General features: G+C 70.0%; 16 protein-coding genes. 12 read left to right on the top strand and 4 right to left on the bottom strand.

Annotated features, from left to right (window positions below; translation table 11 throughout):
* Positions 1-137: 137 nt before the first annotated feature.
* The 12 genes from HHAL_RS10415 to HHAL_RS10360 all read left to right on the top strand — a co-directional run bounded on the left by HHAL_RS10415 (position 138) and on the right by HHAL_RS10360 (position 11,852).
* Entirely contained in the window at positions 138-1,895 is a 1,758-nt protein-coding gene (locus HHAL_RS10415; RefSeq protein ID WP_011814848.1) for a PHA/PHB synthase family protein, read from the top strand.
* A gap of 14 nt (positions 1,896-1,909) precedes the next feature.
* Positions 1,910-3,226 carry a bifunctional enoyl-CoA hydratase/phosphate acetyltransferase gene (locus HHAL_RS10410; RefSeq protein ID WP_011814847.1) on the top strand — a complete coding sequence of 439 codons (1,317 nt, stop codon included), beginning with the start codon at positions 1,910-1,912 and terminating at the stop codon, positions 3,224-3,226.
* Between the two features lie 16 nt (positions 3,227-3,242).
* Positions 3,243-4,415, top strand: coding sequence for an acetate/propionate family kinase (locus HHAL_RS10405; RefSeq protein WP_011814846.1), 1,173 nt, complete (start codon positions 3,243-3,245; stop codon positions 4,413-4,415).
* A gap of 65 nt (positions 4,416-4,480) precedes the next feature.
* Positions 4,481-5,035: an ADP compounds hydrolase NudE gene (gene nudE, locus HHAL_RS10400; protein ID WP_041595173.1), complete on the top strand. Its 555-nt coding sequence runs from the start codon at positions 4,481-4,483 to the stop codon at positions 5,033-5,035.
* A gap of 28 nt (positions 5,036-5,063) precedes the next feature.
* The gene (cysQ, locus tag HHAL_RS10395; protein WP_011814844.1) at positions 5,064-5,888 is read left to right on the top strand and encodes a 3'(2'),5'-bisphosphate nucleotidase CysQ; all 825 of its coding nucleotides are present in this window, start codon (positions 5,064-5,066) and stop codon (positions 5,886-5,888) included.
* A gap of 84 nt (positions 5,889-5,972) precedes the next feature.
* Positions 5,973-6,356, top strand: a complete 384-nt coding sequence (locus tag HHAL_RS10390) for a hypothetical protein (protein WP_011814843.1) — start codon at positions 5,973-5,975, stop codon at positions 6,354-6,356.
* A gap of 202 nt (positions 6,357-6,558) precedes the next feature.
* Positions 6,559-6,885 (top strand): thioredoxin TrxA, encoded by a 327-nt coding sequence (gene trxA, locus HHAL_RS10385; protein WP_011814842.1) that lies wholly within the window; start codon positions 6,559-6,561, stop codon positions 6,883-6,885.
* Between the two features lie 106 nt (positions 6,886-6,991).
* Positions 6,992-8,251, top strand: coding sequence for a transcription termination factor Rho (gene rho / locus HHAL_RS10380; protein ID WP_011814841.1), 1,260 nt, complete (start codon positions 6,992-6,994; stop codon positions 8,249-8,251).
* Positions 8,251-8,940 carry a hypothetical protein gene (locus tag HHAL_RS10375; RefSeq protein ID WP_011814840.1) on the top strand — a complete coding sequence of 230 codons (690 nt, stop codon included), beginning with the start codon at positions 8,251-8,253 and terminating at the stop codon, positions 8,938-8,940. Before rho ends, HHAL_RS10375 begins: the two co-directional genes overlap by 1 nt.
* Positions 8,941-9,033: 93 nt before the next feature.
* Complete coding sequence (locus tag HHAL_RS10370; RefSeq protein ID WP_011814839.1) at positions 9,034-9,627, top strand: LPP20 family lipoprotein; 594 nt, start codon at positions 9,034-9,036, stop codon at positions 9,625-9,627.
* Between the two features lie 12 nt (positions 9,628-9,639).
* On the top strand, positions 9,640-9,840 hold the full coding sequence (locus tag HHAL_RS10365) for a hypothetical protein (RefSeq protein WP_011814838.1): 201 nt from the start codon (positions 9,640-9,642) through the stop codon (positions 9,838-9,840).
* A gap of 11 nt (positions 9,841-9,851) precedes the next feature.
* Positions 9,852-11,852, top strand: a complete 2,001-nt coding sequence (locus HHAL_RS10360) for a hypothetical protein (protein ID WP_011814837.1) — start codon at positions 9,852-9,854, stop codon at positions 11,850-11,852.
* A 106-nt stretch (positions 11,853-11,958) separates the two neighbouring features.
* Here HHAL_RS10360 and HHAL_RS10355 read toward each other — a convergent pair whose 3' ends face one another.
* The 4 genes from HHAL_RS10355 to HHAL_RS10340 form a co-directional block, all read right to left on the bottom strand.
* On the bottom strand, positions 11,959-13,089 hold the full coding sequence (locus HHAL_RS10355; RefSeq protein WP_011814836.1) for a porin: 1,131 nt from the start codon (positions 13,087-13,089) through the stop codon (positions 11,959-11,961).
* Between the two features lie 304 nt (positions 13,090-13,393).
* Positions 13,394-14,353: a radical SAM protein gene (locus tag HHAL_RS10350; protein ID WP_011814835.1), complete on the bottom strand. Its 960-nt coding sequence runs from the start codon at positions 14,351-14,353 to the stop codon at positions 13,394-13,396.
* A 12-nt stretch (positions 14,354-14,365) separates the two neighbouring features.
* On the bottom strand, positions 14,366-14,860 hold the full coding sequence (locus HHAL_RS10345; protein ID WP_011814834.1) for a dihydrofolate reductase: 495 nt from the start codon (positions 14,858-14,860) through the stop codon (positions 14,366-14,368).
* A 16-nt stretch (positions 14,861-14,876) separates the two neighbouring features.
* The gene (locus tag HHAL_RS10340; protein ID WP_011814833.1) at positions 14,877-15,671 is read right to left on the bottom strand and encodes a thymidylate synthase; all 795 of its coding nucleotides are present in this window, start codon (positions 15,669-15,671) and stop codon (positions 14,877-14,879) included.
* Positions 15,672-15,685 lie beyond the last annotated feature (14 nt).

Here is a 15,685-nt window from a genome sequence, read left to right as displayed (position 1 = left end):
CCACGCCTTTCCTTGGGGGGCGGGTATCGCCTCAATCCCGACTTGACACCACCCGCCCCCAGGGCCGAGATTGTGCACTGCGGCACGGTGGCTGGAAGCGCCGTGCGCGGCCCATTCTGCAATGCCGAGGAACCGCCATGGTCCATTCCCTGATGCCCGAATTCGAAGAGAGTGAGCGCGAGGCGCTGACCGCAGATCGGCTGTTCAACGCCGGCTTGGGCCGTTATACGCAAGGGCTTTCGCCGGCGGCGGTGTCGCTGGCGACTTTTGATTGGGCCGTTCACCTGGCGACCCACCCGGGCAAGCAGTTCGCGCTCATGGACGAGGCCATGCGCAACGCCATGCGCTACAATGCCTACGTCTTCAGCCGCATGACCGGCACCTGCCCGGAGCCGTGCGCCAAGCCCTGGCCGGGCGACGACCGCTTCTCCGCCGAGCAGTGGCAGCGCTTCCCCTACGACGTCCTGGAGCAGGGCTTCCTGCTCACCCAGCAGTGGTGGCACAGCGCCACCACCGGGAACCGCGGGGTGACTCAGCACCACGAGGATGTGGTCAACTTCCTCGGTCGCCAGGTGCTCGATTTCTACTCCCCCTCCAACTTCCTGGCCACCAACCCCGAGGTGCTCGAGGAGACCCTCAGCCAGGGCGGTGCCAATCTGGTGCAGGGGTTTGCCAATCTGCTTGAGGACACCGAGCGCACCATCAGTGACCGTCCACCGGTGGGCGCAGAAGATTGGAAGGTGGGCGAGAACCTGGCGGTGACGCCGGGCAAGGTGGTCTACCGCAACCGGATCATGGAGCTGATCCAGTACCAGCCCACCACCAAGACCGTCTACCCCGAGCCGATCCTCATCTGCCCGGCGTGGATCATGAAGTACTACATCCTCGACCTGCGCCCCGGCAAATCCCTGATCGAGTACCTGGTCAGCAAGGGCCATACGGTCTTCGTCATCTCCTGGAAGAACCCGGGCAGCGAGGACCGCGATCTGGGCATGGATACCTACCGCCGGGAAGGCGTCATGGACGCCCTGGAGGCGGTGACCACCATCGTCCCCGAACGCAAGGTCCACACCGTCGGCTACTGCTTGGGGGGCACCCTGCTGATGCTCGCCGCGGCGACCATGGCGCGAGATGGCGATGACCGCCTCGCCAGCCTCAGCCTGCTGGCGGCCCAGGCGGACTTTACCGAGCCCGGCGAGCTGGAGCTGTTCATCGACGAGAGCCAGGTCACCTTCCTCGAGGACATGATGTGGGAGAAGGGCTACCTGGACGGCGCCAAGATGGCTGGGGCCTTCCAGCTGCTGCGCTCCAAGGACCTGATCTACTCGCGGCTGATCCACGACTACCTGATGGGCAAGCGGGCCCCGGTGATCGACCTGATGGCGTGGAACGCCGATACCACCCGGCTGCCCTTCCGCATGCATAGCGAGTACCTGCGCGATCTGTTCCTCAACAACGACTTCGTCGAGGATCGTTACGACGTGGGTGGCCAGCCCATCCACATCGGCGATATCCAGGTGCCGACCTTCGCCGTGGGGACCGAGAAGGACCACATCGCGCCGTGGCGTTCGGTCTACAAGATCAACCGCTTCCTGCCCCGGGCCGATGTCACCTTCGCGCTGACCCAGGGCGGCCACAACGCCGGCATCGTCACGCCCCCGGGGCACCCACGCCGCATCTACCGCAGCCTCGCGCGCCGCTACGGGGATCCCTACGTGCCGTCCCACGTCTTCCTGGAGAAGGCCACTGAGCAGCAGGGCTCCTGGTGGCCGGAGTGGGAGCAGTGGCTGCGCGAGCGCTCGGGGAGCCGGGTGGCACCGCCGAGCCTGGGCCAGAGCGAGGGGACGTACCAGCCCCTGACCGAAGCCCCCGGCACCTACGTGCTGCAGTCGTGAGCCAGAGCAGGTCGATGACCGTACGCAACTTCCTCTTCGACGAGCTCCACGTGGGCCAGCAGGTGGAGACCACCAGTCGGCTCAACCACCAGGACGTGCGCACCCTCGGCGAGGGCCTGTGGCCGGGGACCATGCTGGTCAACGCCGTCTGCACCGAGCTGCCGGGTCCCGGGACCCAGCCGGTGGCCCAGGACCTGCGCTACCAGGGCAGTGTGGCCATCGGCGACGTGGTGACCATTACCCTGGAGGTGGTGGAGAAGGACGCCGAGACCGGGCAGGCGGTGATCGCCGCGCGGGCGGTCCAGGACAGTGGCGATCCGGTGATCAGCGGGCAGATCACCGTGCGCGTGCCCACCGAGCGCATCAACGGGGAGCCGAGCAGCCTGGCCGGGACCAGCAAGGGGCGCCGCCGGCAGCTCCACCGCCTGCTGCACATGGCCGACGAGCTGACGCCGATGAGCGTCGCCGTGGTCCACCCGGTGGACGCCCTGGCCCTGCAAGGCGCCATGCAGGCGGCGGAGCACGGGCTGATGACCCTCACCCTGGTCGGGCCCGAGCACAAGATCCGCGCCGCCGCCGATGAGGCCGGGGTCGAGCTGGGCGCGACGCCCATCATCGACGTCGAGCACTCCCACCAGGCCGCCGAGGCGGCCGTGGACCTGGCCCGCCGCGGCGAGGTCGAGGGGCTGATGAAGGGCTCGCTGCACACCGACGAGCTCATGGGCGCGGTGGTCAGCCGGCAGAAGGGGCTGCGCACCGAGCGGCGCATCAGCCACGTCTACGCCATGGACGTGCCCACCTACCCGCGGCCGCTGCTGATCTCCGATGCCGCCATCAACATCGCCCCCAACCTGGCCTGCAAGCGGGACATCTGCCAGAACGCCATCGAGCTGGCCCACGCCCTCGGCGTGCCGGAGCCCAAGGTGGCGATCCTCTCGGCCACCGAGTCGGTGAACCCGGAGATCCCCTCGACCCTCGATGCCGCGGCCCTGTGCAAGATGGCCGATCGGGGGCAGATCACCGGCGGTCTGCTCGATGGCCCGCTGGCCTTCGACAACGCTATCTCCGAAAGTGCGGCGCGCACCAAGCGCATCCAGTCGCGGGTGGCCGGCAATCCGGACGTGCTCATCGCCCCGGACCTGGAGTCCGGCAACATGATCTCCAAGCAGCTCTACTACCTGGCCGACGCCGAGGCAGCGGGGATCGTCCTCGGGGCCCGGGTGCCCATCGTGCTGACCTCACGGGCCGACGACGTCATCGCCCGGTTGGCCTCCTGCGCCGTTGCGCTGCTGGTGGCCGAGCGCAAGCGCCGCGGCCTAGCCCACCTCTAGCCGCGGGACCGAGTCCATGCCCGACGCCATCCTGGTCCTCAACGCCGGTTCCTCCAGCGTCAAATACGCCGTCTACCGCCGCGAGGATGACGGCACCCTGGAGGTGCGTCTGCGCGGTCAGGTGGAAGGTTTGGGGGGGGCAGCGCGGCTGCATGTGGACGACCTCGACGGCGCCGTGACCACCCGTGAGCTGGGTGCGGGTGCCGACCACGATGCAGCGCTGGCGGCGGTGCTCGAGGCCGTCCACGCCCATCTGGGCGATCTGACCCTGGTGGGCGTGGGGCACCGCGTGGTGCACGGCGGTCAGGTCCACAGCGCGCCGGTGGTGATTGACGAGGCGGTCCTCGACGCCCTGCACCGCCTTGAACCCCTGGCGCCGCTGCACCAGCCCCACAACCTGGCCGCCGTCGAGGCGGTGGGCCGGGTGGCCCCGGACCTGCCCCAGGTGGCCTGCTTCGATACCGCGTTCCACCGCACGCAGCCCGCGGTGGCACAACGCTTCGCCCTGCCGCGCGCCTACGAGCAGCGCGGCGTGCTGCGCTACGGCTTCCACGGGCTCTCCTACGAGTTCATCGCCGCCCGCCTGCCAGAATACGATCCGGACGCCGCGAACGGGTGCACCGTGGTCGCCCACCTGGGTGCCGGCGCCAGCCTCTGCGCCCTGGATCAGGGGCGTAGCGTGGCTACCACCATGGGCTTCACCGCCCTCGACGGCCTGCCCATGGGGCAGCGCTGCGGCAACATCGACCCCGGGGTGATCCTGTACCTGCTGCAGCAGGAGGGCATGACGCCGGCCGAGATCGAGCGCCTCCTCTACCGGGAGTCGGGCCTTCTGGGCGTCTCCGGGGTCTCCGCGGACATGCGCGTGCTCCTCGACAGCGACGACCCGGCCGCCGCCGAGGCCATCGACCTCTTCTGCCACCGCGCGCTGCGCGAGATCGGCGGCCTGGCTGCAGTGCTCGGCGGGCTCGACGCCGTGGTCTTCACCGCCGGGATCGGCGAGCACGCTGCCCCGGTGCGCCAGCGCATCCTTGAGGGGTTGGGCTGGCTCGGTCTGGAACTCGACGACGCCGCCAACGCGGCCGACGGGCCGCGGATCACGACGCCGGGCAGCGCGGTCAACGCCTGGGTCATCCCCACCGACGAGGAGCGGGTCATCGCCGCTCACGCCGCACGGCTGGTGCCCTGAAACGGCGCTCGCCGCCGTCGGGGCGGCATATGTACAATGTCCGGACGCTGAGAAAGGCAGGCCCGATGAGCGATCGCTACCCGGAGACGCTCCACCGCAGCACCGTCGCCCGCTCGCGGCTGTTCCGCATCGAGGCGGTGGGGCTGCGCTTTGGCAACGGCGTCGAGGTGGAGTACGAGCGCCTGGGCGGGAGCGCAGCTGGGGCGGTGCTGGTCGTCCCGGTTACGGCCCGCGGCGAGGTGCTGCTCATCCGCGAGTACGCCGCCGGCACCGAGTGCTACGAACTGGGGCTGCCCAAGGGGCGCGTGGAACCCGGCGAGGATCCGCTGCGCGCCGCCAACCGCGAGCTCATGGAGGAGGTCGGCTACGGCGCCGAGGCGCTCACCGTGCTGCGCAGTGTCACCCTGGCGCCGGCCTACTTCAGCCACCGCACCCAGCTCATCCTCGCCGAGGGTCTCTTCGAGCACCGCCTGCCCGGCGACGAGCCGGAGCCCATCGAGGTGGTGCCCTGGCCTCTGGGGGAACTGGAACGCCTCCTCGGCCAGTCCGATCTGACCGAGGCACGCTCGATCACCGCGCTTTATCTGGCGCGGGATCATCTGGCAGGGCGCGCGGCGTAACCCGCGCCGGAACAACACGGAAGGGATCATGGCAGAGCAACCGTGGCAGCACTGGCTGGAGCCGGTGCGGGAGATCGCCGAGCAGGCCGGCGAACGCATCATGGCCGTCTACCGTACCGCCGATTTCGAGGTGGAGGCCAAGGCGGACGACAGCCCGCTGACCCGGGCCGACCAGGCCGCCCACGACGCCATCAAGGCCGGGCTTACCGCGCTGACCCCCGATCTGCCCCAGCTCTCCGAGGAGGGCGAGGACATCGATCCTGCCGAACGGCAGGCGTGGCGGCAGTACTGGCTGATCGACCCGCTGGACGGAACCCGGGAGTTCATCAAGCGCAACGGCGAGTTCACCGTCAACATCGCCCTGGTGGTCGATGGTCGGCCGGTGCTCGGTGTGGTCCACGCCCCGGACCTGGGGGTGACCTGGGCGGCGACGGCCGGCGTAGACGCCTGGCGCGAGGCCGGCGGCCAGCGCCACAGCATCCGCACGCGCGCCGCCGCGTCGCCGCTGACCGCCGTCGTCAGTCGCTCCCACCGCGAGGCAGCGGTGGCCGATATCCTCGCCCGCCTCGGGGACTACCGCGAGCTTTCGGTGGGCAGTTCGCTGAAGATCTGCCGCATCGCCGAGGGCGAGGCCGATCTCTACCCGCGCTTCGGGCCCACCTGCGAGTGGGATACCGGGGCCGCGCAGTGCGTGCTGGAGGTCGCCGGCGGTTGCCTGATGGACGTCGGCGGCGAGCCGCTGCGCTACAACACCGGTGCCTCGCTGCTCAACCCGGACTTCATCGCCGTGGGCGACCCGGCCTACGACTGGGCGCGGGTCACCGACGGGCTCCCCTGGGAGGCGCGGCGCTAGGCCGCCAGTCGGGCACTTGTGATTGTGGAGTCTCACCCGCATCATTAGGGGAGAGCAGGTTGTTCCGCAGCGGAGGTAACCCCAGTGGCCGAGTCCATGGCCCCCCTCGAAGAGGTTGAAGCGCAGCTGACCCGCATCAGCCACTGCATCGCCGAGGCCGTGGCGGCGGTGTGCAGCGATCCCGGTGCGTCGCCGGTACTGCGGGCGGTGTTCGAGGAGCTGCTGCGCAAGAGCGAGGCCACCCTCAACTGCGTCGAGTGCCAGCGCCTGTGCTGCTTCCGCGCCCGGGTGATCGAACTCGAGCAGGCGGCGGATTCGGCGCGGGCGGCGGCCATCGCCGACGAGGGTGCCGGCGAGCAGACCCAGGAGCGGATCCTCGCTGCCCACGACGCCCTGCGCGATCTCAAGGAGGTGGCGCAGCGCGGCCTGCGCTGCTGCGAGGCCCTCGGCGCGTGCCAGCGCAGTTGACACGCCGGCCCAGGGCCGCTATTTTCCGTTCTACTACATCAGCGCGTCGCGCGCCGGCTCCTGGGGCAGCGCAGCGCCCAATCCCGCACTCGGCCCCCTTGTCGGGATCCTCGGTTCCAATCAACGAGCAGTTTCCAATTATCCGAGCCCCGTGCAGCGGCTCCGCCCATATCGACGCAATCGAACCTGGAGGTCTTCTACCGTGAGCGACGCAATCGTGCACGCCACCGACCAGAATTTCGAGCAGGAAGTGCTTCAAGCCAGCGTGCCCGTGCTGGTGGACTACTGGGCCGAGTGGTGTGGGCCCTGCAAGATGATCGGCCCCATCCTCGAAGAGATCGCCGCCGATTACGGCGACCGCCTCAAGGTCGTCAAGCTGAATATCGACGAGAACCCCGAGACCCCGCCGAAGTACGGCATCCGCGGGATCCCCACGCTGATGCTGTTCAAGGGCGGCAACGTCGAGGCCACCAAGGTCGGCGCCCTGTCCAAGTCCCAGCTGACCGCGTTCATCGACAGCAACCTGTAGAACAACTGCCGCAGCGCCGCCCCCGGCTTGAGTCCCGCGCCATCGCGCCCCTGCGGACGGCCGGCGGGCCGGCGCCCCCGTGACCCTCCCCACGCCGAAGCGAACCATGAATCTCACCGAGCTCAAGAGAAAGCCAGCCACCGAACTCCTGGAGATCGCCCAGTCCATGGGCATCGAGGGCACTGCCCGCTCCCGGAAGCAGGACATCATCTTCGCCATCCTCAAGGCTCATGCCAAGAACGGCGATTCCATCTACGGCGACGGCGTCCTCGAGATCCTCCAGGACGGCTTCGGCTTCCTGCGCTCCGCGGATGCCTCGTACATGGCCGGGCCGGACGATATCTACGTCTCGCCCAGCCAGATCCGCCGGTTCGCACTGCGCACCGGCGACACCATCACCGGCAAGATCCGCCCCCCGAAGGACGGCGAGCGCTACTTCGCCCTGCTCAAGGTCGACCAGATCAACTTCGAGCCGCCGGAGGCGGCCAAGAACAAGGTCCTCTTCGAGAACCTCACTCCGCTGTTCACCCGCGATCGCATGCGCATGGAGCGGGGCAACGGCTCCACCGAGGACCTCACCGCCCGGGTCATTGACCTGGTGGCGCCTATCGGCAAGGGCCAGCGCGGGCTGATCGTCTCGCCCCCGAAGGCCGGCAAGACGATGATGCTCCAGAACGTCGCCCAGAGCATCACCTACAACTACCCGGAGTGCTACCTCATCGTCCTGCTCATCGACGAGCGGCCCGAGGAGGTCACTGAGTTCGCCCGCTCGGTGCTCAGCGCCGAGACGGTCTCCTCGACCTTCGACGAGCCGGCCTCGCGCCACGTCCAGGTCGCCGAGATGGTCATCGAGAAGGCCAAGCGCCTGGTCGAGCACAAGAAGGACGTGGTCATCCTGCTCGACTCCGTCACCCGCCTGGCGCGCGCCTATAATACGGTGGTGCCGTCGTCCGGTAAGGTGCTCACCGGGGGCGTGGATGCCAACGCCCTGCACCGGCCCAAGCGCTTCTTCGGTGCCGCGCGCAACGTCGAAGAGGGCGGCAGCCTCACCATCCTGGCCACCGCCCTGGTCGAGACCGGCTCGCGCATGGACGAGGTGATCTACGAGGAGTTCAAGGGCACCGGCAACATGGAGCTGCACATGGACCGGAAGATCGCCGAGAAGCGCATCTACCCGGCCATCCACCTGAACCGCTCTGGGACCCGGCGCGAGGAACTCCTGATGACCCCCGAGGAGCTGCAGAAGACCTGGATCCTGCGCAAGCTCCTGCACAACATGGACGAGGTGGCCGCCATCGAGTTCCTCCTCGACAAGCTCAAGGACACCAAGACCAACACCGAGTTCTTCGAGGCCATGAAACGCTGATGAGCCATCCCCTCCGTCGTGCCCGGGCCGCCCTGATCGCCGCCGTGGCGACGGTGGCGGCCGGGCCGGCGATGGGCCACGGCTATCAGGGCGAGCGCGGCTACGACGTCGACCTGCGGGTGACCGGCGAGCACTACCAGACCGACCTCGACTACGGGGATCGCACCGTCGAGCACCGCACCAGTCGCCTCGGCTTCCAGCTCTTCGAAGTGGGCAACCCGCAGATCCAGCCCGGCCTCTTCGGCGGCTGGCTGCGCTCGCGGGTGGACGACCCCGGTGATCCCGTCGCCGATGCCACCCGCCTCAGCGGCTACTACATCGGCGCCGGGGTGCGCTCCCACCTGTTCCACCGCGAGCCGGTGAGCCTCCTCGGCGAGGTCCGCTACACCTGGCACGACGTCGACGGCAGCCGCGGCGATACCGAGATCGAGCGCGAGTGGACCGAGCTGCAGGCGCGACTCGGGCCCATGGTGCGTGTCGGCCCGGTGCGCTGGACCGTGGGCGGGTACGTCAGCGTCATCGACGGGGATCAGTACGTGGACGGCCGCCGCGAGGGCTTCGAGCACGACCGGCTCAGCGGCGCCTACACCCAGCTCGACGTCATGGTCGATCGCACCGGCTACGTCGGCCTGCACGCCGATACCGGGGGCAACGCCGGCGTGCACATGGTCTTCGGTCGCATCTTCTAGCCCCGGGATACCCTGGTACGCAGCAGGGGTGAAAGGGGCTATAGTAGAAGCGGTGGAGGACACCCACGACGCGGCTTCGATCCTGGAGGACCCATGCCCTTGAACCGTCTCTCTGCGCCGCTGCTGGCGGCCGCCGCGGCCCTGGCCCTGATCGGCTGCAGCACCACCCCCGACGACGCCCCCGACCCCACCGATGCGGAGGCCGAGGAGCGGCTGGGCCTGCCGGGCTGGTACGTCCAGCGCGACACGCCGGAGGAGTCCATGGTGGTCTACGGCTTCGGCGTCTCCCAGGCCGAGCCGGACTACCCGGATCAGATGCGCCGACAGGCGCGTACCAATGCCGCCGCCGAGATTGCCGAGCAGTTGACCCAGACCATCCAGGCGCTCAACAGTGAGTACTTCGACCGTCAGGATCTGGGCCGGGACGAGGAGGGGGCGCGAACCCGGCAGCAGCTCCAGCAGAGCACCGAGCAGTGGATCGACCAGACCCTGGTCGGGGTGCAGGTCAAGCGCACCGACGTCACCGACGACGGGCGCTGGGTGGTGATGTCCCAGTACGACCTGGAGCAGGACTTCGACGCCTACTTCCGGGCCATCGGTGCCGATGACGACGGCGGCCTGCGCTCCGATCTGCGCGGCGCCGCCGAGGATCACCTCGAGCAGCTGCGCAATCGGGTCAATCGGTAAGGAGGGTCGGTTATGCCCCGCGGCTGGACGCTGCTGATCCCGCTGCTTGGCGCCTTCCTGCTCGGGGGCTGTGCCGAACGGGTGGAACGCGGTGCCGAGCGGGCCGCCGAGCGCGCCCTGGAGGAGGCCGAGACCCGCGAGGAGCGGGAGCAGGCCGAGCGGGATCTGGAACGGGCCCGGGACGAGCACCGCGACCGCATGCAGCAGCAGTGACCGAGGCCCGTATGCGGGGTAGCCCGTGCTGTCGCCACGCCGCGCTGCTGCTCGCCGCGGCGCTGGGTCTGGGCGGCGGAGGCTGCGCGCTCCTCGGCGAGCGCTACCCCGACGCCGCCGAATTGCGCGAGCAGGGGCGGGCGGAGGCGGAATCCGGCTACACCTACGGCCACGGCACCGGCGAGACCCCCGAGGAGGCCCGGCAGTCGGCGCTCTACGAGATCGCAGGGGAGGTGGTCACCGCGGTGCGCGGCGAGCAGCGCGAGGTCTTCCGCAGCCTGCAGCGCCGGGGTGAGGTCGACGGCGGCGAGGTCGAGCGTGCCACCGAGGTCGAGCTGACCGCCACCGTCGCCTCGGTGAGCCACGTGGCCCTCGAAGGGGCGCGGGTGGTGGCCGAGCAGCGGGTGGCGGGAGGCTGGTACGTCCGGGTCCGCCTCTCGGATCAACGCATGGCGCAGCTGCGCGCGCAGGCCCGGCGCAACGCCCCGGCCATGGCGCAGTTCGAACTGACCGAGGCGGTGCCCGAGGACCGGCCGGGGCAGCGCTTCGCGCGGGCGGCGCGGGGCCTGCAGACCGTAACGCGCACCGGCGTCGGCGACCAGCGGCTCTATAGCCACCGCCTGGGCGAGACCACCTTCGCCGCCTACTTCGAGGAGACGGCCCGGCAGGCCGCCGCGCAGCTTCAAGTGATCCCGGTGGTGGCCGACGACGAAGTGCGCTTCGTCGCCGTAGACCGCCACTCCCTGCGCCCCCAGCCCAACCTCAAGCTGCGCATCGGCGGCATGACGCTGCTCACCGATGACGGCGGCTGGACCGCCGGACGCAGCCTGCGCGGGCTCGGCGACGAGGTCCGCGTCGAAGTGCTCGGCGCCCCGGATCAGCCGGCCCGGCTGCCGGCGCACCTGTGCTGCCTGGTGAGCCCGCGGCGCGACGACGGGGCCGGGGTGGAGCGCGCCGCCCTCTACCTGCACACCGAGCCGAGCGGCGCCGTGGTGCGGGTGGACGGCCGCGACTACGTCACCCCGGCTCGGGTCCCGGTGCGCCCCGGCGAGCGGTACCGCGTCCGCGTCCTGGAGACCGCTGAGCACCGGGGCGATACCGCCACCGTGCGGGTGGATGAGCAGACCCCGGCGGCCTACTTCTCGGTCCGCCTCACCGAGCGCCAGTACGGCCACCTGGACCTGCGCGCCGACGGGCGCCACAGCCTGATCCGTCTCGTGCGTCACGACCATCAGGAAGCCGGCGCCATCCGCCGCCCCGCCGAGGCCGGGGCGTACACGGTGCGCATCACCCGTGACGACCCCGATTACCAGGATATCGTCGATGAGCTGGTGCTGCGCCCGGACGAGCGCATCCAGCGCCAGTACACCGAGCCCCGCTACCGCCGCCCCTACCACTACGGCTGGCGCTGGGGCGTGACCCTGGGCGTGCTTGGCGGGGAACCCGGCGACGGCTACCGCGTGCCGGGAAGCGACGGCAACGTGGCCTACGGCGACCGCCCCGACGGCGTCGGCGAACTCACCCGGCTGGAGCGCGACGGTGAACTCAACGCCCAGCTCGGTGGCCAGGCGCAGTACTTCGCCGACCGGCTGCCGGTGACCTTCGCCGGCGGGCTGGGGCTGCGCAGCGTGAGCTATGAAGCGGAGGGGGTCACCGGTGAACGCGAGGACGTGGACCTGGACACCCTGCAGCTGACCCTCGGGGCCGGCCTGTGGCGGCCGCTCGGCGGCGAGGGCGTCGGCTGGCTCACCGCCAACCAGGCCTGGGAGCGCAGCCGCTGGGACGACGACGACGCCGTCAACCTCAGCCTGCCCGGCGGGCGCAGCTCCAACCGCTACCCCTTCCTGGAGCTGGGCGGGCAGTGGGGGCCGTGGCTGGTGGCCGCCCGCGTGGCCGGCGGCGACGGCGGCCTGCGCCCGGTGCTCCTGGTGGGTTTCGGCGGCACCGCCATGGAGCGCGGCTACGAACTCCCGCCGGAGGTCGAGGCCCGGCCCGGCAGCCACTTCGACTGATCGGCTACCAACCCCCTGAACAAAAAAAGGGCGCCCGAAGGCGCCCTGGAGTCAAGCAAGGCCCCGGTTGGATCCGGGGCTTCTTGTTGTGCGGGTGTGGGCCGCTTTAGAAGTTGTGGGTCACGCCCACCGAGAAGGCGTTGGGATCGGCGTCGTTATTCGGGCCAGCCAGATCGTCCGGACCGCCGCCGTGGCCGTAACCGTCTACCCCGCGGCTCGCCATCTCATCGTTGTCCATGTGCGCATAGACGGCGTAGGCGGTGGTCCGGTCCGACAGGGCGTGGTCGTAGCCGATGGCGAACAGGTTGGAATCGCCCTCACTGCCCTCATCGGCCATGTACGCCGTGTACTGACCCTTGACCGTGCCCTGGGCGGTGATGTCGAAGGAGGCGCCGAGGGAGAAGAAGCTGTCCTCACCGTCGATTTCCGGCGCGCCGTCCGTCAGGTCGTCGTCGTCGAGCACCAGGCCGTAGAGGCCGGCCACCCGCAGCCCGTTCTGCTCGTAGCCGCCGCTCAGCACCAGGAACTGGAGGTCGTGCTGCGACGTAATATCATCGTCCTCTGGATCTTCGACCGTCGCATCCGGCTTGCTGATGTAGTTGACGGCACCAAAGAACGGCCCCTCCTCGTAGGTGCCGCGCAGGATCATCGAGTGCTCGTCAGCGCCGTTGTTCGACGGGGCGACGGTGACGCTGGCGCCGAGCGGGCCGACCATCGGGGCGGTGTACTGCACCGCACTGGAGTAGCGGCCCCCGATGCCCGCATTCCCAGCAATGTCGAAGCCGGTCAGCCCGCCGGGATCGCCGATGGTGTTGATGAAGAAGTTGGCGTCGTAGATGTACTGGTTGGCAGCCGGGAGGCGGCCGGCACGGAGGGTACCGAAGTCGCCCTCAAGGCCGACGTAGCTGTCGCGGACCTGGCGCCAGATGGAGTCATCCCCGGTCGTAGAGGTCTTGTCTGACCCTTGGCCGCCCCAGTGGACGCCGAGCTCCAGCTGGTAGATGCCGGTGAGCCCCGGCTGGATCTCCTCGGAGCCGCGGATGCCGAAGCGGGAGGAGTTGGAGGAGATGTTCAGGGCGCTGTCCTCACCCTCGGTGTCGTCGTTGTCGATGTGGTTCATCGACATGTGCACCTGGCCGTAGATCTCCGGGCTGTGGCTGTCGTGGCTGTCGGCCAGCACGGCGGCGGGCGCGGTCATGGCGGTGGCCGTCGCCAGGGTGATCAGTTGTTTCTTCATAGGGGGTGCTCCTCGTCTTCTTATGTACTGCTGTTTTTCGTTTTGTCAGCCGGGGCCGCCGTTCCGCTTGCCGGGCCCGTCACCGAGCTATCGGCCGGTACCAGCGATGCTTGAGTGCCCCCGCATCACGGGCTCCGTTGAGCCTGGTCAAACGGCCCAGCGGATACGCCACCTTTTACACGATGCTCGAGGGCCGGCGCAATACGTCCGGTGAGGAGTCGTGCAACATTTTCAATAGGTTTCGCAGCTCTCTTGCAGTGGTGGTTGAAGCCGTCTGCGCCGTTGGTCACCCAAGTCCCTGACGTCACTCCGCACCGCCCCGGGCGGCGCGGTCCGTGGCCTGGTAGAAGAGCCCGCGCTCCTGCGCCACAGCGGTGATCTGTCCCGCCGCCTCCAGGGCCGCCAGCCGTTCGGCCACTTCGCCCTCGGGCAGGCCCAGCAGGCGGGCCAGGTCGTCGGCGGTGCAGGGGCGGCGGGCCAGGGTGGCGAGCAGGGCGGCGTCGCCATCCGCCCGGTACCCGGCATCGGCGGGGGCCGCCGGGGCGGCGGCCACCACGTGGGCGTTCTCCAGCCCCCAGTCGGCGGCGATCTGCTCCAGCTGCGCGCGGCTGGCCGGTTGCAGGTCGACCTCGGTGCCCGGGCGGTCCAGGGTGTTCAGCTGGATGCGGTCGGCGCGGATGCGCTCCAGCGCCGCGCGCAGGGCGGCGAGCTCCTCGGGGTGGTCGTTGTAGCCGGGCAGGATCACCACCTCCAGCCACATCTGCCCGGCGAAGGCGTCGCGGAAGGCCACCAGGCCCTCGATCAGCGGTGCCAGACGCACCCGGGGCGAGGGGCGGTCCAGGCGCCGGAAGGTCCGCTCGGTGGCGGCATCCAGCGACGGCATGACCACGTCGGCGGTGGCCAGCTCGGCGCGCACCTGCGGGTCGTCGAGCAGGCTGGCGTTGGTGATCACCGCCGTGCGCGCCTCGGGGGCGCGACGGCGGATGAAGGTGAGGATCTCGCCCAGCTGGCTGTGGAGGGTGGGCTCGCCGGCGCCGGAGAAGGTGAAGAAGTCCGGGGCGCGGTGGTGGGCCAGGTAGTGCTCCAGCTCCGCGCTCACCTCGGCGGCCGGCACGTAGGCGTCCCGCGCCACGGTCAGCCGGGTGGTCTTGCCGCACTCGCAGTAGACGCAGTTGAAGCTGCAGACCTTGTGGGGGACCAGGTCCACGCCCAGGGACATGCCCAGCCGGCGGGAGGGGACAGGACCGAAGAGGTACTGGTACACGGCGCCTCCGGTTCAGCCGTCGGTGGTGCGCAGCAGGGTGCGGAAGGTCAGGCGGTAGCCGTCCTCCTCCGCCTCTTCCCGGGCGGTCTCCTGCCACTCCGGGCCGATGGCCGGGAAGGTGGTGTCGCCGGGCGGGGCGTCGTCCACCTCGGTGAGCGCCAGGCGGTGGGCCCGGGGCAGGAAGAGCCGGTAGACGTCCCCGCCGCCGAGGATCATCACCCGCTCGCCGCCGGCGCTCTCCGCGGCCCGGGCCAGGGCGGCCTCCGGGTCGGTGGCCACCTCCACGCCGTCGGCGTGGAAGCCGGGGTCGCGGGTGAGGACGATGTTGGTGCGCTGGGGCAGTGGGCGGCCGATGGCGGCGAGGGTGCGCCGGCCCATGATCACCGGGTGGCCGCGGGTCAGCGCCTTGAAGCGCTGCAGGTCGCAGCGGAAGTGCCACGGCTGGTCACCGTCGGCACCGATGACGCCGTTGCGGCCGACGATGGCAACGAGGACGATCTCGCTCATAGGGGCTCCGCGGGGCTCAGACCGCCACCGGGGCGGTCAGCTTGGGGTGGGGGTCGTAGCCCGCCAGGCGCAGGTGCTCGTAGCGCACCGCGAAGAGGTCGGTGACCCCAGGGTCGATGTGCAGGGTGGGCAGCGGTCGCGGCGCGCGGCTGAGCTGCTCCCGGGCCTGGGCTAGGTGGTTGAGGTAGAGGTGGCAGTCGCCGCCGGTCCAGATGAACTCGCCCACCTCCAGCCCCACGTGGCGGGCTACCAGGTGGGTCAGCAGGCTGTAGGAGGCGATATTGAACGGCACGCCCAGGAACAGGTCGGCGCTGCGCTGGTAGAGCTGGCAGGACAGACGCCCCTCGGCCACGTAGAACTGGAACAGCAGGTGGCAGGGCGGCAGGTTCATGCGCTCGAGCTCGCCGACGTTCCAGGCGCTGACCAGGTGCCGGCGCGAGTCGGGGCGCTGGCGCAGTTCGGTCAGGACCTGCTGGAGCTGGTCGATCTCGCGGCCGTCGGCGGCGCGCCAGCTGCGCCACTGGGCGCCGTAGACCGGCCCCAGCTCGCCGTCCGGGTCGGCCCACGGCGACCAGATGCGCACGCCCTTGTCCTCCAGCTCGCGGGCGTTGGTGCTGCCGCGGATGAACCACAGCAGCTCCTCGGCCACGCCGCGCCAGAAGACCCGCTTGGTGGTCACCAGCGGGAAGCCCGCCTCCAGATCGAAGCGCATCTGGTGGCCGAAGACCGACAGCGTGCCGGTGCCGGTGCGGTCCTCCTTGCGGTGGCCGTGCTCCAGGACGTGTTGGACGAGATCGAGATAGGCGCGCATCAGCCCGCAAAACT

Source organism: Halorhodospira halophila SL1 (assembly GCF_000015585.1).
Classification (GTDB): domain Bacteria; phylum Pseudomonadota; class Gammaproteobacteria; order Nitrococcales; family Halorhodospiraceae; genus Halorhodospira; species Halorhodospira halophila.
Note: the sequence above shows the minus strand (reverse complement) of the source record. Positions and strands in the feature narration are given on the sequence as shown.